General features: G+C 39.7%; 21 protein-coding genes, 1 tRNA gene and 2 pseudogenes. 23 read left to right on the top strand and 1 reads right to left on the bottom strand.

Features of this window, described 5'->3' with window-relative positions; all coding sequences use genetic code 11:
• Positions 1–619: 619 nt before the first annotated feature.
• From LIQ05_RS12390 to LIQ05_RS12285, 22 genes and pseudogenes are all read left to right on the top strand, one after another.
• Positions 620–1,387: a ParA family protein gene (locus tag LIQ05_RS12390; RefSeq protein WP_226820991.1), complete on the top strand. Its 768-nt coding sequence runs from the start codon at positions 620–622 to the stop codon at positions 1,385–1,387.
• Entirely contained in the window at positions 1,387–2,385 is a 999-nt protein-coding gene (locus LIQ05_RS12385) for a ParB/RepB/Spo0J family partition protein (protein WP_226820989.1), read from the top strand. The genes LIQ05_RS12390 and LIQ05_RS12385 overlap by 1 nt, the downstream gene beginning before the upstream one ends.
• 9 nt (positions 2,386–2,394) lie before the next feature.
• The gene (locus LIQ05_RS12380) at positions 2,395–2,919 is read left to right on the top strand and encodes a DUF4446 family protein (RefSeq protein ID WP_226820988.1); all 525 of its coding nucleotides are present in this window, start codon (positions 2,395–2,397) and stop codon (positions 2,917–2,919) included.
• A gap of 263 nt (positions 2,920–3,182) precedes the next feature.
• A complete protein-coding gene (serS, locus tag LIQ05_RS12375; RefSeq protein WP_226820986.1) occupies positions 3,183–4,475 on the top strand; it encodes a serine--tRNA ligase in 1,293 nt (430 codons plus the stop codon).
• Between the two features lie 182 nt (positions 4,476–4,657).
• Entirely contained in the window at positions 4,658–5,530 is an 873-nt protein-coding gene (locus tag LIQ05_RS12370; protein ID WP_226820984.1) for a DUF3881 family protein, read from the top strand.
• A 419-nt stretch (positions 5,531–5,949) separates the two neighbouring features.
• Positions 5,950–6,981, top strand: coding sequence for a substrate-binding domain-containing protein (locus LIQ05_RS12365; protein WP_226820982.1), 1,032 nt, complete (start codon positions 5,950–5,952; stop codon positions 6,979–6,981).
• Positions 6,978–8,429, top strand: coding sequence for a sensor domain-containing diguanylate cyclase (locus LIQ05_RS12360; RefSeq protein ID WP_226820980.1), 1,452 nt, complete (start codon positions 6,978–6,980; stop codon positions 8,427–8,429). Before LIQ05_RS12365 ends, LIQ05_RS12360 begins: the two co-directional genes overlap by 4 nt.
• A 276-nt stretch (positions 8,430–8,705) precedes the next feature.
• On the top strand, positions 8,706–9,713 hold the full coding sequence (locus LIQ05_RS12355; protein ID WP_226820978.1) for a DHH family phosphoesterase: 1,008 nt from the start codon (positions 8,706–8,708) through the stop codon (positions 9,711–9,713).
• Positions 9,714–10,166: 453 nt separating this feature from the next.
• Positions 10,167–10,240: transfer RNA gene (locus tag LIQ05_RS12350), tRNA-Arg, on the top strand.
• 326 nt (positions 10,241–10,566) lie between these two features.
• A complete protein-coding gene (locus tag LIQ05_RS12345; protein WP_117754071.1) occupies positions 10,567–11,532 on the top strand; it encodes a ParB/RepB/Spo0J family partition protein in 966 nt (321 codons plus the stop codon).
• Positions 11,533–11,546: 14 nt separating this feature from the next.
• Positions 11,547–12,332 carry a ParA family protein gene (locus LIQ05_RS12340; RefSeq protein WP_055225992.1) on the top strand — a complete coding sequence of 262 codons (786 nt, stop codon included), beginning with the start codon at positions 11,547–11,549 and terminating at the stop codon, positions 12,330–12,332.
• Positions 12,322–13,224: a ParB/RepB/Spo0J family partition protein gene (locus LIQ05_RS12335; RefSeq protein ID WP_226820976.1), complete on the top strand. Its 903-nt coding sequence runs from the start codon at positions 12,322–12,324 to the stop codon at positions 13,222–13,224. The genes LIQ05_RS12340 and LIQ05_RS12335 overlap by 11 nt, the downstream gene beginning before the upstream one ends.
• A 78-nt stretch (positions 13,225–13,302) precedes the next feature.
• Positions 13,303–14,301 carry a DUF6017 domain-containing protein gene (locus LIQ05_RS12330; RefSeq protein WP_173909141.1) on the top strand — a complete coding sequence of 333 codons (999 nt, stop codon included), beginning with the start codon at positions 13,303–13,305 and terminating at the stop codon, positions 14,299–14,301.
• Between the two features lie 9 nt (positions 14,302–14,310).
• Entirely contained in the window at positions 14,311–14,607 is a 297-nt protein-coding gene (locus LIQ05_RS12325; protein WP_005334864.1) for a hypothetical protein, read from the top strand.
• A 7-nt stretch (positions 14,608–14,614) separates the two neighbouring features.
• A complete protein-coding gene (locus LIQ05_RS12320; RefSeq protein ID WP_173721525.1) occupies positions 14,615–15,019 on the top strand; it encodes a hypothetical protein in 405 nt (134 codons plus the stop codon).
• 94 nt (positions 15,020–15,113) lie between these two features.
• A complete protein-coding gene (locus LIQ05_RS12315; RefSeq protein ID WP_118692979.1) occupies positions 15,114–15,521 on the top strand; it encodes a hypothetical protein in 408 nt (135 codons plus the stop codon).
• A gap of 150 nt (positions 15,522–15,671) precedes the next feature.
• Positions 15,672–15,779, top strand: a pseudogene (locus LIQ05_RS12310) (TnpV protein); the annotation flags it as partial.
• Between the two features lie 176 nt (positions 15,780–15,955).
• Positions 15,956–16,630 (top strand): response regulator transcription factor, encoded by a 675-nt coding sequence (locus LIQ05_RS12305; RefSeq protein WP_117947870.1) that lies wholly within the window; start codon positions 15,956–15,958, stop codon positions 16,628–16,630.
• Positions 16,618–17,799: a HAMP domain-containing sensor histidine kinase gene (locus tag LIQ05_RS12300; protein ID WP_025580964.1), complete on the top strand. Its 1,182-nt coding sequence runs from the start codon at positions 16,618–16,620 to the stop codon at positions 17,797–17,799. The genes LIQ05_RS12305 and LIQ05_RS12300 overlap by 13 nt, the downstream gene beginning before the upstream one ends.
• An 83-nt stretch (positions 17,800–17,882) precedes the next feature.
• Positions 17,883–18,947 carry an ABC transporter permease gene (locus tag LIQ05_RS12295; protein ID WP_015521695.1) on the top strand — a complete coding sequence of 355 codons (1,065 nt, stop codon included), beginning with the start codon at positions 17,883–17,885 and terminating at the stop codon, positions 18,945–18,947.
• Positions 18,948–19,607, top strand: a complete 660-nt coding sequence (locus tag LIQ05_RS12290; protein WP_015521696.1) for a hypothetical protein — start codon at positions 18,948–18,950, stop codon at positions 19,605–19,607.
• Between the two features lie 4 nt (positions 19,608–19,611).
• Positions 19,612–20,487, top strand: coding sequence for an ABC transporter ATP-binding protein (locus tag LIQ05_RS12285; protein ID WP_015521697.1), 876 nt, complete (start codon positions 19,612–19,614; stop codon positions 20,485–20,487).
• Here the strand turns inward: LIQ05_RS12285 and LIQ05_RS20350 are convergent.
• A pseudogene (locus LIQ05_RS20350) lies at positions 20,474–20,898 on the bottom strand (penicillin-binding transpeptidase domain-containing protein); the annotation flags it as partial. The gene LIQ05_RS12285 and the pseudogene LIQ05_RS20350 sit on opposite strands and share 14 nt — an antisense overlap.
• Positions 20,899–20,952: 54 nt before the next feature.
• Here LIQ05_RS20350 and LIQ05_RS12275 point away from each other — a divergent pair.
• Positions 20,953–21,162, top strand: a complete 210-nt coding sequence (locus LIQ05_RS12275; protein ID WP_008392833.1) for a DUF6219 family protein — start codon at positions 20,953–20,955, stop codon at positions 21,160–21,162.
• Positions 21,163–21,254: the final 92 nt, after the last annotated feature.

The following is a 21,254-nucleotide window of genomic DNA, read 5'->3' as shown; positions in this document are numbered from 1 at the left end:
TTATTCAAAACATGTATAACACATTAAATGGCTTTATGTTTTTGAAATTATTGGTTACTGACAAGGGGAGGAAGCCTAAAACTGTTATTAGCAATAAAACATAGGGAAAGCAACTCACGAACTTCCCTCCTGGTAAAAGTTCCTACGTACCAGACTGTTTCAGACAGTACATAGCATTTGGGCAATGGGTATTACTCCGGCGAACCATTTCAGGCGCGCTCCTAGCGCCGGTGAGCGAGTAATACCCATTGCCCAAATGCGTCCCTCCTAAAACACTTACAACATTCTAAAGAAAAATACCTCCCTAAGTAACAGTGAAAGTTCGATAATAAATGTCTGAACTTCCCAAATCCTGGGTATAATTAGTAAGAAGATAAAAATAGACAATATTTTTGCAAAAAAAAATGGCATTTTCTATGTTTCACGTGAAACATTATGTGGCGAGATAAAATTAAAAGTGCTATAATAACAATAGTTATATGATAAGATTGCGAAAACTGTAAAATGGTGGAACAATCTGTAAAAATCAGACATTGTCTACAAGTGGTGTTCGCGAAATGTTTCACGTGAAACATTAGTTGTAAGCAGTGACAAAATAATATGAAAGGGAGGGTTGATATTGGGCAGAACGATTGCGGTTGCTAACCAGAAAGGCGGCGTTGGCAAATCTACTACAGCAATTAACCTTTCGGCATGTCTGGCAGAACAGGGGAAAAAAGTTCTGACAATTGACATGGATCCTCAGGGAAACACTACCAGTGGATTAGGTGTTGATAAAAATGAAGTAGAAGATACACTCTATGAACTTCTGGTAGGACAGTCTGATGTTGAGAAAACGATTGTCAAGGATGTAGTAGAAAATGTAGATTTGATACCATCCAATGTAAACTTGTCCGGTGCAGAAATTGAACTGGTTGGGATTGATAATAAAGAATACATATTGAAAGAGATCACAGATAAAATAAAGGACAATTACGATTATATCATCATTGATTGTCCACCATCTTTGAATATGCTTACCATTAACGCACTTACTGCTGCGACATCCGTTTTGGTACCGATTCAGTGTGAGTATTATGCACTGGAAGGTCTGTCACAGCTGATTCATACGATTGACCTGGTAAAGGACAGATTGAATAATGATCTGGAGATTGAAGGCGTTGTATTTACTATGTATGATGCCAGAACAAACTTATCTCTGCAGGTTGTAGAGAATGTAAAAGAAAATCTTCAGCAGAACATTTATAAGACAATTATTCCGAGAAATGTCAGACTTGCAGAAGCTCCAAGCTATGGACAACCGATCACTCTTTATGATCCAAGATCCACAGGAGCGGAAGCTTATCGCCTTCTTGCAGAAGAAGTGATCAACAGGGAGGTTGAATAATGGCCGTTAAGAAAAAAGGTCTTGGAAGAGGTCTGGATGCTCTTTTTCCAGAAAAGTCAGTAAAACCAGCAGAAAAGAAAATTGTACAGAAGCCTGTCGCGTCAGAAAGCAATTCATCTTTACAAGCTGGAACTGCGACAAGTGCTTCGGATGTGAAACCTGTTACACCAACAAACAATGCAGCACAGACAGCTTCCGCTGAGCCAAAGAAATCCGAAATGCTTGTAAAGATTTCGAAGGTTGAGCCAAATAGAACTCAGCCACGTAAGCAGTTTGATGAGGACGCTTTGGTAGAGTTATCAGAGTCCATCAAGCAGTTTGGTATCTTACAGCCTCTTCTGGTATCAGACAAAGGTGATTATTACGAGATCATCGCTGGTGAGAGAAGATGGAGAGCTGCCAAGCTTGCTGGTTTGAAGGAAGTTCCGGTAATCATTAAGGAATTTAATGATCAGCAGGTTGTGGAGATTTCTTTGATTGAAAACATTCAACGGGAAGACTTAAATCCAATTGAAGAAGCGATGGCTTATAAGCGCCTTATTGACGAGTTTAAGCTGAAACAGGATAATATTGCAGAACGTGTTTCCAAGAGCAGAACTGCAGTTACCAATTCCCTTCGTCTTCTGAAACTGGACGACAGAGTACAGCAGATGCTGATTGACGAAATGATTTCTGCTGGACATGCGCGTGCGATTCTTGCGATTACCGACAAGGAAAAGCAGGCCAGTGTAGCCATGAAGGTTTTTGATGAGAAATTAAGCGTTCGAGAGACTGAAAAACTGGTAAAACACATTGTGGAACCGCCGAAAAAGACTCCAAAACAGGTAAATACAGCAGAAGATGCGATTTATGAAAGCCTTGAGGAGAAAATGAAGGGAATTGTAGGAACCAGAGTTTTCATCCACAGGAAAAAGAACAATAAAGGTAAAATTGAAATTGAATATTATTCCAGAGATGAGCTGGAAAGAATCATTGAGTTGTTTGAGTCAATAAGATAAGGAGAGTGCATGAGCAGTATTTTTGACAGCTTGGGAATTGATCCGGGTATCATCACTATTTTACTGTTGATTCTGACCATCGTTCTGGCGGTGAATGTATTCAGCAGCAAAATGAGGCTTAGCCGGTTGGAACGTAAGTATAAAATGTTCATGAAGGGCAGCGACGCACAATCTCTTGAAAAAGTATTTGTTCGTAAATTTGCCCAGATTGACCGTCTTTACGAGGCAAAAGAGGATCATGAGCATGATATCAGCTTTATTAAACACCATCTGGAAACAATGTTCAGTAAGTATGGTGTTGAAAAGTATGATGCATTCGATGATGTAGGAGGTAAACTTAGTTTTGCATTTGCACTGCTGGATCAGGACAATTCAGGTGTTATTCTGAATGCAGTACACAGCAGAGACAATTGTTTCCTTTACCTGAAAGAAATCGTAAAGGGAGAATCGTATGTAATGCTGAGTCAGGAAGAACTGGAAGCCTTAAGAAAAGCTGTTAATTTTGGCTTGGAAAATATTGAAAAAGATGAGTAAACCGGTGATTGATGAGAATTGAGTTGATGAAAATGTTTCACATGAAAAGGAAAATGAAAACCTATTAAAGAGGAAAAATTAACGAAATTCAACATAAAACGACAATATTGTTATAAAACAAAAAATAAATATCAATATTGTTATAGAAAACACCCGTCGATTAACCAATCCATTTTTACAGCATAAATCAGTAATAAGCAATACAAAATATGGAAAAATAAAACAGATACTTACTAATAAATGTATCAGTACAGGAGGAAGACATGTTAGATATTAAATTTGTGAGAGAGAATCCGGAGATCGTAAAGCAGAACATCCGCAACAAATTCCAGGATAGCAAACTGGAACTGGTTGATAAGGTTCTGGAGCTGGATAAAGAGAACCGTGAGATCAAACAGGAAGTAGAGGCACTTCGTGCAGAGAGAAATAAAATTTCCAAACAGATCGGTGCTCTTATGGGCCAGGGCAAGAGAGAAGAAGCTGAGGAAGTTAAAAAACAGGTTGCAGCTTCCGGTGAGCGTATTGAGGAGCTTTCTAAGAGGGAGAAAGAAGTTGAAGAAGAGCTTCTGAAAGATATGATGGTTATCCCGAACATCATAGATCCGTCTGTACCGATCGGTAAAGATGACAGCGAGAACGTCGAGATTGAGAAATTCGGTGAGCCGGTTGTTCCGGACTTTGAAGTTCCATATCATACAGAAATTATGGAAGCTTTCGATGGAATCGATCTTGACAGCGCAAGACGTGTTGCGGGTAATGGATTCTACTATCTGATGGGAGATATCGCAAGACTTCATTCCGCAGTTATCGCATATGCACGTGATTTCATGATCAACAGAGGCTTCACATACTGTGTACCGCCTTTCATGATCAGAAGCAACGTTGTTACAGGTGTTATGAGCTTTGCTGAGATGGACGCTATGATGTACAAGATCGAGGGCGAGGATCTTTACCTGATCGGAACCAGCGAGCATTCCATGATCGGTAAATTTATCGACCAGATTATCCCAGAGGAAGAGCTTCCGAAAACTCTTACCAGCTATTCTCCATGCTTCCGTAAAGAGAAAGGTGCTCACGGACTTGAGGAGAGAGGTGTTTACCGTATCCATCAGTTTGAAAAACAGGAGATGATCGTAGTCTGCAACCCAGAGGATAGCAAAATGTGGTTTGACAAACTGTGGCAGAACACAGTAGATCTGTTCCGTTCTCTGGATATTCCGGTTCGTACACTGGAGTGCTGCTCTGGTGACCTGGCAGATCTGAAAGTGAAATCCCTGGATGTTGAAGCCTGGTCCCCAAGACAGAAGAAATACTTTGAGGTAGGAAGCTGCTCCAACCTTGGTGATGCACAGGCGCGTCGTCTGAAAATTCGTGTAAATGGAAAAGATGGCAAGAAATATCTTGCTCATACTCTTAACAACACCGTTGTTGCTCCGCCAAGAATGCTGATCGCATTCCTTGAGAACAACCTGAATGCTGATGGAAGCGTAAATATTCCGGTTGCTCTTCAGCCATACATGGGCGGAATGACAAAAATCGAGAAAAAGTCCAAATAATCGGACTTATAGAACAAAAAAGTATAAAGCCCTATTGTTTGAACTTTGTACTAAAAATAGAAAAAGATATTAGATGAATGTATAACACTAAAAGTTATAAAATATTATCTGGAATCTGTTTTAAAGTGCTGTTATAAGATATTGGAACATTACATGTAAGCTACAGTCAGGGAGGTGATAGTGTGCACAGTTATTTAAGAACTGTTGGCTTTTCTAAGGTAAAGTCACGTAAAGAAATGCAGGAGATTATCCAGGATGTGATGAATACTTACGATGAAAAAATTGCAGTGGAGAATCATCCTGACGGTGTTTTTATACAATATTCCAAGAATTATGGCTGCGACTGTGGAATCACAGTTTGCGGACAGTATGATGAGGACAATGAGTTTCATGTGGAATATACATTCCCATTTTTTCGCGGCACAGGGATCACCAGCCAGGAGCATGTGATTGTGGAAAGACATGCAGAGAAAGAGTCTTACGCTGGTGCCTGCGATGACATGCGGCTGGGCGTGACCTTGATCTTTTATCTTCAGAACCCTGCTGAATATATGCTTGAGAAGTACAAAGGCAATATGCGGGAAGGACAGCCGCTGACCATTACCGGACTGGCGAGGGAAGGCAAGATCCTTTTCCCGGTTCAGAAGGATAAAGAGGCAGTGAAGGTAGAGCGGGAGCTGACCAAGAACCGCAACAATCTGATTGCAGCCGCCAGAAATGGCGACGAAGAGGCCATGGAAGATCTGACGATGGAGGATATGGACACCTACTCCATGATTTCCGAGCGTATTGTCACAGACGATGTGCTGACAATTGTGGATACCTGCTTCATGCCTCACGGAATCGAGTGCGACCAGTACAGTGTGATGGGTGAAATCGTGGATTTCGTGAATTTTAAGAACATTCTCACTGGTGAAGAACTGTGCCAGATGACCATCGACTGCAATGATATCCAATTTGACGTCTGCATAAACTGCGCAGACCTGCTGGGCGAACCAGCGGTCGGTCGCAGGTTTAAAGGATTGATCTGGCTACAGGGGCAGTTGCATTTCTAAATTCAATACTCTATATGAAATATGAGCCGTAAAATGCTGATGATTAAATTGCATTTTGCGGCTTTTTGATTAGTTTATTACTTAGAAGGGATGGTTTTTATGATTGGGAGAACCTCGGCGCGAAATCATGCATGCGCATGATTTCTGTGCATCGCGAAGTGTGTTACTGGTCACGGAGAGAACAGTAACGAATACAGATTGACAGCCTATCCAGCTAGGGCATATAATTATGACATATACACAAAAATATGTATAAAATTGCAAAATATCTGGTGACTATTTAATGTTCTATGGTTTTTGTAAAGATCTGAGATGGTGCTGGATCTGTAAATTAAGGTAACTATTCAGTAGGTAATATTTCGTGTAACTATGAAGGTACTGGACAGTTACAAATCAAGCATAAGTAACTGGGGAAACGAATGAGTAAAATAAGAACATATTTGTTGATTTCCTTCGGGGCGGCGTCTTTTCTGCTGGGAGGCTGTTCGGGGGCTTCGAAGACAGAGGCGGAAACGGCAGAAGAATCGGCGGTCGTAGAGTATAGCTGTATTTCCCATCCAGAGAGCGAAAATAAAATTTATGTTATTTTGAAGAATTATCACGGCGCTTACTGGGAAAAAGTGATTAATGGGATAACGGAAGCGGCGGCAGAAATGGACGAAGGGGTTTATCTGAGTGGGATTGACAATGAGACGGACATTTCCGGGCAGATCGGCTTGATGGATGAGGCTGTGAAGCAGGGGGCTGATGGGATCCTGCTGGCACCGGCGAATTCCAATTCTCTTATGGACAGCTGCAAGAACATCCGGGACAAGGATATTCCGCTGGTTTTGATTGATTCTTCCATTAACAGCAGTGAATTTGATGTCTGCTACATGACGGATAATATGGATGCGGGAGAAATGGCTGCTAAGAAAATGCTTGAGCAGCTGTACGACGCGGGCAATTCCCCTTTGGACCCATTGGAAGTGGGAATCATGCTGTCGTCGGATACTTCACAGGCCATGGTGAACCGGGTTTCTGGCTTCCTGGACTATTGGACAAATTATGCCCCGGAGCAATGGGATGTTGCACAGGATATTCCCATTAATGGGGGAAGTATCAAGAAAGCACAGGCAGATGCCGGGAAGCTGCTGAAGGAAAATGGAAATATAAAAGGTATTTTTGGATGCAATAATACCTCTACAGTGGGAATCGTGAACACTCTTCTGGAGGAAGAAAGAACGGATGTGACTTTGGTTGGATTTGATCTGGCGGATGAAACCAGGGAGTTGATTCTGAATCCGGATTATCGCGCAGTCACAGTGCTTCAAAAGCAGGATCAGATGGGATATCTGGGAATGCTTTCTCTGGATTCCTTTATAAAAGGAGAAAAATCCGAACAGAAATATTTTGATACCGGAGTTACCATGGTGGATTCCGAATATCTTATGGAGAAAGATAGCCCATGAAAGATCGAAGAAAGAACAAGAGAAAAAGAAAAGTGCTGCTGATCTTATACCTGGGAATTTGTCTGGCTATTATTGTTGCGGCATATTTTCATCTTAGCAGAATTGCACGAAACTTTAATACACAGCATCTGGAATTGATTACTGGCCTGTATGCCGAGAAAATGAATGATTCCATGGAGTACCTTCAGAATTACGCCCAGGAGGATGTAAAAATGATCCAATCCATGGAAAATGCAGAACCAGAGAAACTTCTTCAGCGTCTGCAGAAGAACCTGGACCGGACCGCTTTCTGCAACATAGGATTCATTATGAATAATGGGGAAATATATGGAAGTGACTGCGCCGTTTCTGATATTAAGAAGAATCAGCTGGATGAATTGGCGCTGGCTTTGGATACCTCATTTAATTCAGATCCTTATCAATCCAGTGAAACAGGAAATATGATCATGACTGTTTTTGTACCGGTAGAGGATTCTTCACAGATCCATAATCTTTATGTGTCTATTATGATCGAAAAACTCAGACAGCTCGGGGATTATGAGCTGCTGCAGGACAAGATCAGCATTCATCTTTTAAAGGCGGATTCTGAAAATTTTATTACTTGTATCAGCGATAATTCCAACACAGCTGGCAGCTGGAACAATCTTCTGCTTCAGCAGAGATATTTCCAGTATGATGAGGATTATTCCTATAACCAGTGGATAAAAGATATGCGTTCCGGGAAAAGAGAGGGCAGATTTTCCGCAATCATCAGAGGCGAGGAATCTACTATTTCTTACAGGAGTATTTCCAGTATGCCTGGCTGGTATGTGGTTGTTCAGCTGACGAACAAGAACATTTCGGATATTACCCAGCATTTTTCCATCTGGGGTGGTATTTATGGAACCATTTTAGTTGGATTCACGATTTTATACATGCTGACTATTTTATTGTTGGAAAAGAGGGATAAGCAGATTTACATGGGACTTTCCACCCTTGATCCGCTCACTGGAATTATGAACCGGAGAGCGTTCCAGGCGGCAGTGGAAGTGGAAATCAATAAAAAAACTCCTGGAGTGTTTATTTTTATTGATGTGGACAATTTCAAAAGCTATAATGATATGTATGGACATAACAATGGAGATTTCTGTCTGAAGCATTTTGCCCAGACTATGAAGGCGTGCTTCCCGGAAGATTGTATCATTGGGCGGTATGGCGGAGACGAATTTGTTCTTTATATGAAGAAACTTTCTGTGGATGCGGTTCAGAAGTATATGGCGGAATACCAGAAGCGGATTTCCCATCTGACGCTGCCTACTGGAGAAGAGGTTCAGATGTCTGCAAGTGCGGGAGGTGCGGCTTTCCCAGAGCAGGGAGAAGATGTAATGGCTCTTTGTAGAAATGCGGATGTAGCCTTGTATGAGGTGAAACAGAATGGAAAGAATGCGTTTAAGATGAGGGGAATGTAAGGTGTAGCCAACTCGGTTAGCAGTGAACCGTAAGCTGGTTAGCAAAGTGAATTGCATTGAAAAAAGAATAAAGAAATGAATGAAAAACTGGAGAAGGTCATGCAGCGGGCCAATGCAGTATTACCTGGATGCGCATATTACGAAGCCGCTGAATATGGAAGCGTTGTTTGGGATTATTGGGAAGTTTGTTAAGAAATAATAGAAAGCGAAATCATGTTGGAACAGATATGATTTCGCTTTTCTTCTCAAAAAATAGCAGATGGGAGAAATTTGAATATGGATATTTATTTTGAAGAGAAATTTATGCAGCTGATGGAAGAGAAAAATCTGGATACTGTGGTTTTGATGGGACATATTAATCCGGATGGGGATGCAGTTGGTTCGGTTATGGGACTGGCGCATTATATTAAGGTGAATTATCCACAGTATAAAGTTTTTCCATATTTGGGGAAAAATATGGATAAGGGTGCGGCGAAGATGGTTCAGAAGGATCGGGTGTTTGCTCCTTTCAAAATGCCGGAGCTGTCTGAGGGCAGATATGGCGTGATCGTGTGCGATACAGCGACGCTGAAAAGGCTGGTTGGGCTGGAATTTTATGAAAACGCGGCAGCTTCTATGGTAATCGATCATCATGTATCCAATGAGGGATTTGGGGATATTAATATTACGAAAAAAGCAGTGGCGTGTGCTGAGAATATTTATTATCTGCTTGATCAGGACAGGCTGCAGAAAGCGGCGAGGGAAGAGTGTCCTACGGCAGCTGATTATATTTATATGGGAATTTTACACGACACGGGCTGCTTTACACGAAATGGAATCAGTACCATGGAAGCAATGACCGGACTGCTGAAATTGGGTGTGAAGCATGAATATGTGATGGAGACTATGCATAATGATACTTTAGAAATTTTGGAAAAAAGAGCCAGACTATTGCAGCGGGTGGAATGTGTGCTGGACGGGAAAGTGGCGTATATCTGTATGAACCGGCAGGAGAGCATGGAGGAAAATATCAGCTACGCAGACCTTCATTCCATGAGTCCGATCCTGTGTGCCTGCGAGGATATCGGACTGGCGTTTATTATGTATGAGGAGGAAACCAGATGGCATTGCTCTTTTCGGTCAAAGCCAGGGTGGCTTGATGTGAATAAATTGCTGGAGCCATTTGGCGGCGGCGGTCACGCAGAGGCTGCTGGGCTGAGGGTAAAAGTTAAGGATATAACGGAGATGCGGGAGAAGATTCTTGAGAGGGTTCAGGAGATTGCTAATAATATAGCTTTTAATTAAAGCAAGGAGCCAGTTTATTCGGGGCAGGTTACTGTTCACTTCGTGACCAGTAACGCGCTTCGCGATGCACAGAAATCATGCATTTGCATGATTTTGCGCCGAGGTTCTTGGGTAGGACCTTAGGTAAATAAAAAATTCTTGTAATTTGTGTGCAATTATAGTACAATTATAGTCACAGATTTGTCCTGTTAGTTTAATGGATAGAACAAGTGCCTCCTAAGAGAAAGCCGAGGCATTCCCCAAAGGGAAAAAATGAAAAACAACTTTCAGTTCGAATCTATTCTGAAAAATGCTAATGGTGACAACAAAGCATTCCCCAAATGGGGGAACGTTCTAATGTTACCAAATCGAAAAAATCTGTAGATTGACAACTCGAAAAAGAGTTGATAATCTTATATATGGCCGAAGGGAAAAATCCAAGAAACCCAGTAAAATCAAGGGTTTACGGCATGTGTCGTCATAGCTCAGCTGGATAGAGCACTCGCCTCCTAAGCGAGGGGTCGGAGGTTCAAATCCTCTTGGCGACGGGCTTCAAAGCGTTCGAAAATGTTAGCTGGATTAGCTGACAACGAACGCTTTTGTTATTTTCAAATCACGTTCGTGACACAAAATTCCATTCAAAATGATCAATTTCCAGCTAACGCAATCCGATTTTTGTTAGCTGACAGCTAATCAAAATTACCGGTTTGCAAACATGGGTTTTAAGAAGTCCAGCTAACATTTGGGTTCCGCTCCGTTGTCACCCCTTATTCGGGGATGTAAATCAGAGAAAAGGCGGGAAAAGAAACAATCTCTCCCAAACCTGCAAACATGAATTAGCTGAAACAGTATTTAATTCTATTAGCTACAGCTAATGGTCAAACAGCAATGTCTGTTTGGAACTTTACTATCTATAAAAGTTCCAGGCAGGCATTTTTTATTTCCTGAATCCTGGAGGAAAGGAGTCAAGATGACTGAGCCAAACAGACAATCAGGAGAAAACGAAGAAAGAATCATAGAAATTGAGATTGAGCGTCTTCGTCCGTTCAAAGAGCACCCGTTTCAGGTAAAAGATGATAAGGAAATGTTTCTTTTGCAGGAAAGCATTGAGAAGTATGGAATTTTAAATCCGCTAATCGTCAGACCAGTACCGGATGGATACTATGAGATCATATCCGGTCACAGAAGAAAACATGCTGCGGAGAAACTGGGATACCGTAAAGTACCAGTAATCATCCGGGTATTAAGTGAAGATGATTCCATTTTAAGCATGGTAGATTCTAATCTTCACAGAGAACGGATCAGCTACAGTGAAAAAGCTTTTGCTTACAAACTGAAGAATGACGTATTAAAAAGAAAAAGTGGTCGAAAAAAGAGCCAAGTTGACCACAAAACACCAAGAAAGCGGGCAATAGAAATCATCAGTGAAGATTGTGGTGATAGCCCAAAACAAGTGCAGCGTTATATCTCACTGACAAAACTGATACCGGAAATGCTGCAGAAACTGGATGATGAGATCATTTCTTTTTGTCCGGCTGTAGAGATAGCTGCATTAAGTGAAAAAGAGCAAAAGGAACTGCTTGTAGCAATGGAGTATGCACAGGCAATCCCATCACTCTCACAGGCCCAGAGGATCCGGCAACTGAGTAAAGAAAAACAGTTGTCACTGGAAAAGATGGAAGAAATCATGTGTGAAGTGAAAAAGGGTGAGATCACAAGAGTGGCATTCACAAACGAGCAGTTACACAAGTATTTTCCAAATTCTTATACACCGGCAATGATGAAGCGGGAAATACTGGCATTGTTGAAATTATGGAAAAAAGAATCATGGGAAAGTTAAAGGAGGAAGAAATCATGTGTAAAGTTATATCCGTAGTAAACCAGAAAGGTGGCGTCGGAAAGACCACCACAACCGTAAATGTAGGCATTGGACTGGCAAGAGAAGGTAAGAAAGTGTTGCTGATCGACGCAGATCCACAGGGAAGTTTAACCGCAAGTCTTGGATATGAGGAACCGGATGATCTTCGCATCACACTGGCAACTATTATGATGGACGTCATCAATGAAGAAGAAATCTCTCTGGAAGATGGAATCTTACATCACCAGGAAAATGTAGATCTTCTTCCGGCAAATATTGAGCTTTCTGCCCTGGAAGTAACGATGGGAAATGTTATGAGCAGGGAAATGATCATGAAGGAATATATCGATGCGATAAGATCCCGATACGATTATATCCTGATCGACTGTATGCCGAGCCTTGGTATGATGACGATCAATGCACTGGTCTCTTCTGATTCTGTTCTGATACCTGTGCAGGCCGCATATCTGCCTGTTAAAGGACTTCAGCAGCTGATCAAAACCATTCTTACAGTAAAGAAAAGACTGAACCGAAAACTGGCGATTGAGGGCATTCTCCTGACTATGGTAGATTTCAGAACCAATTACGCAAGGGACATTGCATCGAGAGTACATACAACCTACGGAAGCCAGATTGAAGTATTTGAAAATGTGATCCCGATGTCTGTAAAAGCTGCTGAGACCAGTGCAGAGGGAAAAAGTATCTATATGCACTGCCCGAAAGGAAAAGTTGCAGAGGCATATAAGAACTTAACACAGGAGGTTTTGAAAAATGAAAAATAGAAGTGGCGAAAAGATTAAACTGGCAAGCATTGATGAACTGCTGGGTGTGGTAAATGAAGAATCTGCAATGGAGATAGAGATTAGTAAGATCCATCCGTTTAAAAATCATCCGTTCAAGGTGCTGGATGATGAAAAGATGCAGGATCTGGTTGAAAGTGTAAGGATCAATGGAGTACTGACACCGGTATTGCTTCGCATGGATGAAAACGAAGAATATGAAATGGTATCCGGTCACAGAAGAATGCATGCAGCACAGCTTGCAGGACTTACAACTATTCCGGCAATCGTAAGAGAATTATCAGATGATGATGCCATTGTGGTGATGGTGGACGCTAACATTCAGCGAGAGGAATTGTTGCCAAGTGAAAAAGCTTTTGCTTATAAGATGAAACTTGATGCAATGAAAAGACAGGGGAGTCGGACAGATTTAACTTTGTGCCAAAGTGGCACGAAGTCGAGAACAGATCAGTTATTAGGAGAACAGGTTGGAGAAAGTGCACGAAGTGTTCAGCGTTATATCCGACTGACAGAATTAATTCCGGAACTTCTTGATCTGGTAGATAACAAAAAGCTTCAATTCACGGTTGCTGTCAATATTTCCTACATCGATAAGGAAGTACAGGGATGGATCTACGAATATATCAGCGACACCGGATTCATCAAACCAAAACAGATTGCAGCACTCAGAAATCAGCTAAATGATGGACCAATCAATCAGATTCAGATGTTATCAATTTTCAATAACTGTGTGATGGCAAAGAAAGCATCCCGGTCTCTCACTTTCTCAGAAAAGAAACTGACAAAGTACTTTCCGGATGATTATACAGCCAAAGATATGGAGCAGGTGATTGAATCATTATTAGAAAAGTGGATGCAGGAACAGTCCTGTTAAGGAGAGAAAAAGCTAAGAAAACAATGTCAAAGAAGTTTAAAAAGAGGACTTCTTAGCAGAAAATGAAAGGAGGAAATTATGGAGAAAAAAATGACATTTAATTATTTTTACGGTACCGAAGCTGACCAGTTCAGCTTCTACCGTATACCAAAAGCATTATTTACAGACAGCTATTTTAAAGATTTATCAAGCGATGCTAAAATTTTATATGGACTGATGTTGGATCGAATGTCTCTTTCCATCAAAAATCAGTGGTTTGACGACAAAAACAGAGCATATATCTACTTTTCCATCGAAGATATCATGGAATTACTGAACTGTGGCAGAAATAAAGCCATCAAATCCATGAGAGAGCTGGATGACGAAACAGGAATTGGTCTGATTGAGAAACGCAGGCAGGGATTTGGAAAGGTGAACGTTATCTACGTGAAAACCTTTATGCCTGAGAAAACAGATGAGAAAAAATATGAAGAGGAATTAAAGAAGTTTAAAAAACAAACTTCTGTGGAAAATGAGGAATCTACAGAAGTTTACATTTCAAACTTCATGAAGTCCCAAAATCAAACTTCTAGAAGTCCCGAAAACAAACTTCAAGAAGTTTACATTTCAAACCCTAATAATACTAATCTTAGTGATACTGAAATGAATGATAATAAATCTAATCAAATCGTATCTGCAGATGAGAATCGATCCGATGGCGATAACCGCTCTGAGGATTATCAGGCTTATGAAAACCTTGTCAAAGAGACCATTGATTATGAATCACTGGAAGTAACCCATCATGACGATATGCGGCAGGTAGATGAAATCGTGAACCTGATCGTAGAGACTGTGATGTGTAAAAATGACAAGATCTTGATTGCCAGCAACTGGTATCCGGCATCACTGGTGAAGAAAAAATTTCTGATGCTGACCTATTCACATATCGAGTATGTCTTACACTGTATGAGTGGTAACACCACAAAGGTGAAGAACATCAAGAAATATTTATTAGCAGCTCTGTTTAATGCACCGTCAACGATGAACGGGTATTATCAGGCAGAGGTGAACCATGATATGCCAGGACTGGTAAGATAGGAGGTGCACATGTTTATTTTAAAACTTGCTGGGAAGATCTTATTACTGCCGGTATGGTTGATCCTTTTTGTGATCGGCCTGGCAGTAAAAATGACAGTACAGACTTATGCGGTTGTCAGAGGAATCCTTGGATTTATATTCACTTTATTGATTATAGCGACTGCATACTGTTACCATGACTGGGTACAGGTTGCATTTCTGTTTTCGCTGAGTGTAATTCTGTATCTGATCCTTTTTGCAGGAGTGTTCGTAGATACTGTACTGGACATGACAAGAGAACGTATTATTGATTTTATTATATCGTGAGGAGGATATGAAAATGAGCGAAAACAATGATTTTATTCAGTTACCACCACTTAAAAAAGACACACCGGCCGATGTGGTAGCATTTATGTGGGAGTACATGAAAGTACCGGAGAATTCAAGAGAAAAAGTTAAGAATCTGCTTAAAGATGCAAATGAAAATGGAGTAAAATTAAGTCATCAGGCACCAACCCTGTATGATGTTGTCCCAAAAGAAGAAATTACTGAATTTGAAGAGCTTATGCGCAAAACCATAGCTGACATTGTATCAGAAGCCAGTAGCATTGCCTGTTGGGTGTATGTGCAGAAATATGTGAAACAGAAAACTCTTGACGAAATGCTACAAGAATTGCCAGGAGCAGGCCAGTTTATCATTGTCATGGATACCTGGTTCGAAAGACTGATGGCGGAATAATGGATGCTATGATAGAATAAAGAAAACGATTTGAAGTGCAAATCGGAGATTGAAACAGTTAGATAACTTGAATTTAACAAAGGAGTGTGAATGTATGAAAAAATTGATAGCATTAGTTCTAACATTGGCTTGTGTTCTTGCTTTGACAGGATGTGGTAAGAATGATACCTACAAAATCAAAATTGTTGTCCCTGCAGGAAGTACCGAAGAAATTGTTTATCAAGAGGATTTTGTCTATTCCGATGAGGAAATCTCCCCGATAGGCAACAAGATTACAATTTATTCTGGCGATGGATTAGGCGATACAGAGGTGGTGTTAAAACCAATTAGTGTCAAGGAAGAAAATGCATACGAGCCAACATATCTTACCCCAGGAATGCCAGTTGAAATGGATGTAGAAAAAGGCGCTTGGTTTAAGGTAGGTATAAATATGCAAAACAACACTGATACCGACAAAATCGTTTATGTTGAGATTGAAGGTGTCGAAGTAAGAATTGAGTAAATTCAAGTTTACAGAACTGAATCAAAAGAGCTCGAAGGAGCTCTTTTTCCTTTTTTATAATAGTATCTGGGACTGTTGTTCCGTTGATAAGATTTTCAAGTTGTTGTGCGACTTCGGCTTGTTTGTTTGGATACAGACTACTATAAGTATTTAAGGTTTGAAAGAATTGTAGAGCAGATGAAACAGGCACAGGGGATCACGGAACAGTTAAAGGCAGAAAATCAGATGGAATGGGTAGCGAGAATGAACAATATGTAATCGTGTGCAAGGGAGATTGTGGATACAGAGATGGTTTATCAATAATGGAAATAAAATGAAGGAGAAAAGGCGGCAGTTTAGAAAGGCTGTTGCCTTTTAGGAATTGTTGTTTATTTGTTGTTTTTTATAAGATATACTATAAAGAAAAGATAGCATTATAGCCAGAGGTGGAATTTATGAACTATAAAATTTTAATGGTTGATGATGATAGAGAATTGCTAAAAATGTTGAATCAATACTTTACATTGAAGAATTATACAGTGATTATTGCAGAAAATGGCATAGAAGCAATGGAAAAGATAAGTGCAAATCCCGATATTATTTTATTGGACGTAAATATGCCGGGAATGGACGGAATTGAAGTGTGCAGAAGAATCAGAGATATGGTTTCCTGTCCGATTATTTTTTTGACTGCAAAAGTAGAAGAACAGGATCGAGTAATGGGATTGTTGTCTGGTGGTGATGATTATGTTTTAAAACCATTTAGTTTGAAAGAATTAGATGCTAGAATTATTGCCCATTTGAAACGTGAAGAACGTTTACATAGGAAAAAAGAACAAAGGTTTTATGGAGAATTAGTGATTGACTATGCCAGTAAATGTGTACATATTAAAGGGAATGCTTTAGAGCTTACGAAATTAGAGTATGAGATCATAGAATTTTTGTCTATGAACCCTGAAATGGTATTTGATAAAGAACGAATCTATGAGAAGATTGGCGGATATGATGCAGAAGGGGACAGCCGGGTGGTTACGGAGTTGATTCGCAGAATCCGCAAGAAAATGAAAATGTATTCGGAACACGAATATATTGCAACGGTATGGGGGAGGGGATATAAATGGGCAAAATAAAAAATCTTTCGTTAAGGAAAACCATTGTTTTGTATATGATAATTAGTTTAATAATTAGTTTTTATCTTTCAGCACTAATTATGCGAATAGCAAGCACAGTACAAAACAACATTTGGTGGAATTATGTAGACCAAGAAGAATATTTTGAAATGGCTGAAGGGGATGGTAGAAGGTATTTGCCAGATGTTCCGAGACCACATTCTTATGAAATGAAAGAATTTGATTATCATGTATCGGAAATATGTGATTTTCTTCAGACATTTACAGTGCTTATCGTATCTGTTGCAGGGAGTATTATAGCGGTATTTCTTTTTTATAAGCATAAACTGAAATGCCCTATCGAAGAATTAGAACTGGCTTCCCGACAAGTTGGTCGAAATAATTTAGATTTCCATATCACTTATGAAAATGAAGATGAGATGGGCGGATTGTGCAAAGAGTTTGAACGAATGAGAGGACAGCTGGCAGAGAATAATCAACAGTTATGGAAAATGCTTGAGGAAGAAAAGGCTTTGCGGGCTGCCATTGCACATGATATACGTTCTCCGCTCTCTGTGCTGGAGGGGTATCAGGAAATGCTTTCAGAATATCTTCCGAAGAAAGAGATAAACATGGAGCAAGCCTTAGAAATGGTAAATGAAAGCAAAAAACAGATTGAACGTATGGATATCTTTGTGGAAACTATGCGAAAGATGAGCAGTTTAGATACAAGGGAGTTAGTAGCAGAAGAAATTACCAGTAAACAGGTAGAAATAGACGTACGGGCAGAGATGAACGTGTTTAGGAAAAAATTTGGAAAGCTATATGAATTAGAATGTTCGGAAACAGAAGAAAAATTTTCAGGAGATAAGGAAGTGATTTTAGAGGTTATAGAAAACCTTTTGTCAAATGCCTTTCGTTACGCCAAGACAAAAGTGGAAATGGAAGTGTTTCTTACCTGTTCTGAATTACAGATCAGAATAAAGGATGATGGAGTGGGATTTACAATAGATAAGCAAAAGGCAACAGAGCTTTTTTATCAGCAAAATGTGAAAGACAGTTTGAAACATTCAGGAATGGGCATGTATATCAGCAGATTGTATTGTGAAAAGCATGGTGGTCAGTTACTGATAGAAAATGAAAAACAGAGTGGAGCTGTAATAACAGCAGTATTTCATCGGATTGCATGAGCGGTCCGATTTTTTTATGCTGTTGTCTTTTTGTTGTGATTTATATTTTATGATGTCTATAACGAAGGAAAGGAGGAATACGTATGATTGCTATTTTTAAAAGAGAGATTATGAATTATCTAAAGCGACCGTTATTTTGGGTAGGTGTTCTGCTTGTGATTTATGGTGTGTTTAATGCGACAAGTCCATATTTAACCACACATTATCTTACAACGGGGGAGAAAATCATCAATGATCAGTCCAACACTTCGGTTGAAGGAGAAGTGTATGAGGGCTATATTCCAGCCACGCCTGAAAAGCACAGAGAGGTATGGCATGAAAAGGTAAAAATAAAATTAACGGATGTGTTTGGATTGACGGATTCAGAAGCACAGAATGTCATTGAAAAGCTGGAAAGCATGAATTTAAAAGAGGCCTATGCGTATTTGGAGCAGGAATATGACTGGTACGGGGCAAGGTATTTATACGAGGACAGTACGTATTATAAGGGAACGGCAGAAGAAATCAACGCATATCTAGATAAAAAATTGGAAGATAAGACATTTTCTTTTTATTACGCAAGAAAATTTGCTGATTTTGCGGGTCTGTATATGGTGTTTTTTGCAATTATTATGTTGGCGGTTTTATTTTTACAAGATACAAAAAAGCATACTTATGAATTGTTGCATACAAAGCCTGTGACTGCCGGGAAGTATGTAATGGGAAAAGTGAGTGCAGGATTTACAATTTGTTTGCTTGTGCTAACTATTTTGAATATACTGTTTTGGGTATTGTGCCGCATCTATACAAAGGATAGTGGATTTGAAGTGCGACTATGGGATTTTGTGGCTTCTACGGTACTTTATATATTGCCTAATATGCTGATGATTGTGAGTATATATACATTGATTTCACTCATATTTAAAAATCCACTTCCGGGTGTACCACTTTTGATTCTTTATATGGTGTATTCCAATTTGGGCGGAACTAATGCAGAGGGAGTTTACGGATATTGGGGCAAACCTTTGGCAATCATGGTACGATTTCCGGGGCAGCTTTTTGATACGACACCGCCCCCGATGGCGCTCTTAAATCAAAGTTTTCTTATTATTGTATCGGTAGTAATTATACTGATTTCGATACAGATTTGGAAGCGGAGGCGAATATAAATGAAGAAGGAAATGAAGATTGTTCTGCCATTTTATAAAATTGCTTATGCAGTATCCTTTGTTGTAATTTTAAGTGTGATTCGTGCAGTTGTTTTCACGTATGAAATAGGACTATCCATAGAGCCGCCTTTTGCGATATTGACTGCTGTTTTTTGTGCAGATACTTATGTGCAGGAAATTACAAGCAACCGTTCCGAAGTTCAGAGACTGTATCAGATAAAAAAGAGAATCTATTCTATTATACAGAGACTGATGATACAGGGAACTTTTTTGCTGCTGCTCGCTGTTCTTGGATATGGATTGTTTTTTGCGTTTCAGAAACCAATTACACATCCAGTAACAGAAAGTGAAATACTTCAGTTTATTACCTGTTTTGGGGCGATTGTAGTAACTATTTTCTTTTGGGGAATATTGGCTAATACATTGTCTATGCTTTTTCGCAATATGTGGATGGGAATTGGAAGCAGTCTTTTGATATGGGTAGCAACAAATTCCACAGGTGGAGATAAACTTTTTGGAGCATGGAATCTGTTTTCTTATTCTTTTAGAGATATAGAAAATACTGCCGATATTACATGGCTGTATGGGAAAGGCTTGTGTATTTGTATCGGACTGATTTTGTTACTGGCATTGCCGAAGATCGTAAGAAAGAGAGGGTAAATTTATGAGTATTCATATTGAGGATTTAACGGTAAGATTTAAGAATAGTGTCACAGCAATCGACCATGCAGATTTAGATATACCAAATGGGATATTTGGACTATTGGGAGAAAATGGAGCGGGAAAGACAACTTTGATGAGAGTTTTGACCACTGTGCTTAAACCTACAAACGGAATGGTTACATTAGACGGAATTTTGTATAGCGAAGGAAACTATGAAAAAATCCAAAGAAAGATAGGGTATTTACCACAGGAAATTGAACTGTATCCTAATTTGACGGTTCAGGAGTGTTTGGAGTATATGGGAGATCTGGCAGGTGTTCCGAAAGCAGAATGTAGAAAGCGGATAGATTATTATTTGAAAAAGACCAGTCTTATAGAACATCGTAAGAAGAAAATGAAGCAGTTATCAGGCGGTATGAAGCGACGGGTAGGATTGGTGCAGGCGCTTTTAAATGAACCGGAATTTTTAATTGTGGATGAGCCAACTACCGGTTTAGATCCGGAGGAACGTATTCGCATCCGCAATTTGTTAGTAGATTTTTCTGAAAACAGAACGGTTTTGTTTTCAACTCATGTGGTAGAAGACTTAGCTGCCACCTGCAATCAGCTTGCAATTATGCATAAAGGTCGATTTCTGTATGCGGGTTCTATGAAGAATTTGACAGAAGAAGCACAGGGGAAAATCTGGATTTGCAAAGTACCTGATGAGAGAAAAGCAAGAGAAGTGGAACAGAAGTATCGTATTACATCTAAACAGTATGTTGAGGGGGGATTGCAGTTAAGAGTGATTTCTGAAATACAGCCAGAATTGGAGTGTATGTCAATTCCTGCAACGTTGGAAGATGCTTATATTTATGTGACGAATCAATACGAGTAGATAAAGCACCATCTGATGCTTTACTACCAGTTGCACGTTGTTCGCTTTGAATATTTGTGGAGAAAAAGTATGTATTATTTTGGCTTTCTATAAAACCTATAAACCAGCCATTTATATCCTGCCCGTTCACTCGTCCGGTTCCGGTTTTTCCATAAATTCTCCATTTTCAGAGGCGGTAAGATGGATGGAATTTTTGACGGCATGAATATTAGCAGGAGTAAAGTTGAAGTTGTTTCGATATAAATTTTTCAAAAGTTCAACTTGTTCTACTGGTGAAATCTTTAAGGATGACTGCATCCAGTAGGAAGAGAAATCTCCGGATATATTTTTATTGCCATATCCTATTTGCTGAAGGTATGAATTTATAGTGGAAGATCCGAGCTGCTTGTCGATTGATTCAAAATACCAGTTTGTATATATCTTTTAAAAGGTATATGATTAAGAAAAACGGCAGGAGGTATCTGAATGAAATCACATAAATATTGGTCTATCGGTGCACTGATTACAATGCTTGGAACTTTTTATACAGGTTATAAGGGATCAAAAGAAGGCCATAAGTACTTTGCAGCAAGTTCTTTGCTTTGCATGATTATGGCTATTTATACAGGACACAAGATGATTTCTGGTAAAAGTAGGAAGAAAAAAGAAGTTTCAGTAGAGAGTGTTGAAGATTAAAAAACAAAATATTTTAATAAATAACGCCGGTGCGGGATTTGATATCCAGTACTGGCGTTATTTATTCTACAGGGGCTTGGGGGTGTAGCCAC

Origin of the sequence: Blautia glucerasea, assembly GCF_020537505.1 — a bacterium.
Taxonomy (GTDB): Bacteria; Bacillota; Clostridia; order Lachnospirales; family Lachnospiraceae; genus Blautia_A.
This window is presented reverse-complemented; position numbering and strand designations above follow the sequence as displayed.

Bases quoted from the DNA above. Each gene is read 5' to 3' on its own strand.
- LIQ05_RS12380 (WP_226820988.1), top strand. From the start codon at position 2,395: ATGAGCAGTATTTTTGACAGCTTGGGAATTGATCCGGGTATCATCACT.
- LIQ05_RS12345 (WP_117754071.1), top strand. From the start codon at position 10,567: ATGGTCAAACAGCAATGTCTGTTTGGAACTTTACTATCTATAAAAGTT.
- LIQ05_RS12295 (WP_015521695.1), top strand. From the start codon at position 17,883: ATGATTGCTATTTTTAAAAGAGAGATTATGAATTATCTAAAGCGACCG.
- LIQ05_RS12300 (WP_025580964.1), top strand. From the start codon at position 16,618: ATGGGCAAAATAAAAAATCTTTCGTTAAGGAAAACCATTGTTTTGTAT.
- LIQ05_RS12275 (WP_008392833.1), top strand. From the start codon at position 20,953: ATGAAATCACATAAATATTGGTCTATCGGTGCACTGATTACAATGCTT.
- LIQ05_RS12330 (WP_173909141.1), top strand. From the start codon at position 13,303: ATGGAGAAAAAAATGACATTTAATTATTTTTACGGTACCGAAGCTGAC.
- LIQ05_RS12355 (WP_226820978.1), top strand. From the start codon at position 8,706: ATGGATATTTATTTTGAAGAGAAATTTATGCAGCTGATGGAAGAGAAA.
- serS (WP_226820986.1), top strand. From the start codon at position 3,183: ATGTTAGATATTAAATTTGTGAGAGAGAATCCGGAGATCGTAAAGCAG.
- LIQ05_RS12320 (WP_173721525.1), top strand. From the start codon at position 14,615: ATGAAAATGAGCGAAAACAATGATTTTATTCAGTTACCACCACTTAAA.
- LIQ05_RS12290 (WP_015521696.1), top strand. From the start codon at position 18,948: ATGAAGAAGGAAATGAAGATTGTTCTGCCATTTTATAAAATTGCTTAT.
- LIQ05_RS12360 (WP_226820980.1), top strand. From the start codon at position 6,978: ATGAAAGATCGAAGAAAGAACAAGAGAAAAAGAAAAGTGCTGCTGATC.
- LIQ05_RS12340 (WP_055225992.1), top strand. From the start codon at position 11,547: ATGTGTAAAGTTATATCCGTAGTAAACCAGAAAGGTGGCGTCGGAAAG.
- LIQ05_RS12305 (WP_117947870.1), top strand. From the start codon at position 15,956: ATGAACTATAAAATTTTAATGGTTGATGATGATAGAGAATTGCTAAAA.
- LIQ05_RS12385 (WP_226820989.1), top strand. From the start codon at position 1,387: ATGGCCGTTAAGAAAAAAGGTCTTGGAAGAGGTCTGGATGCTCTTTTT.
- LIQ05_RS12335 (WP_226820976.1), top strand. From the start codon at position 12,322: ATGAAAAATAGAAGTGGCGAAAAGATTAAACTGGCAAGCATTGATGAA.
- LIQ05_RS12315 (WP_118692979.1), top strand. From the start codon at position 15,114: ATGAAAAAATTGATAGCATTAGTTCTAACATTGGCTTGTGTTCTTGCT.
- LIQ05_RS12325 (WP_005334864.1), top strand. From the start codon at position 14,311: ATGTTTATTTTAAAACTTGCTGGGAAGATCTTATTACTGCCGGTATGG.
- LIQ05_RS12285 (WP_015521697.1), top strand. From the start codon at position 19,612: ATGAGTATTCATATTGAGGATTTAACGGTAAGATTTAAGAATAGTGTC.
- LIQ05_RS12365 (WP_226820982.1), top strand. From the start codon at position 5,950: ATGAGTAAAATAAGAACATATTTGTTGATTTCCTTCGGGGCGGCGTCT.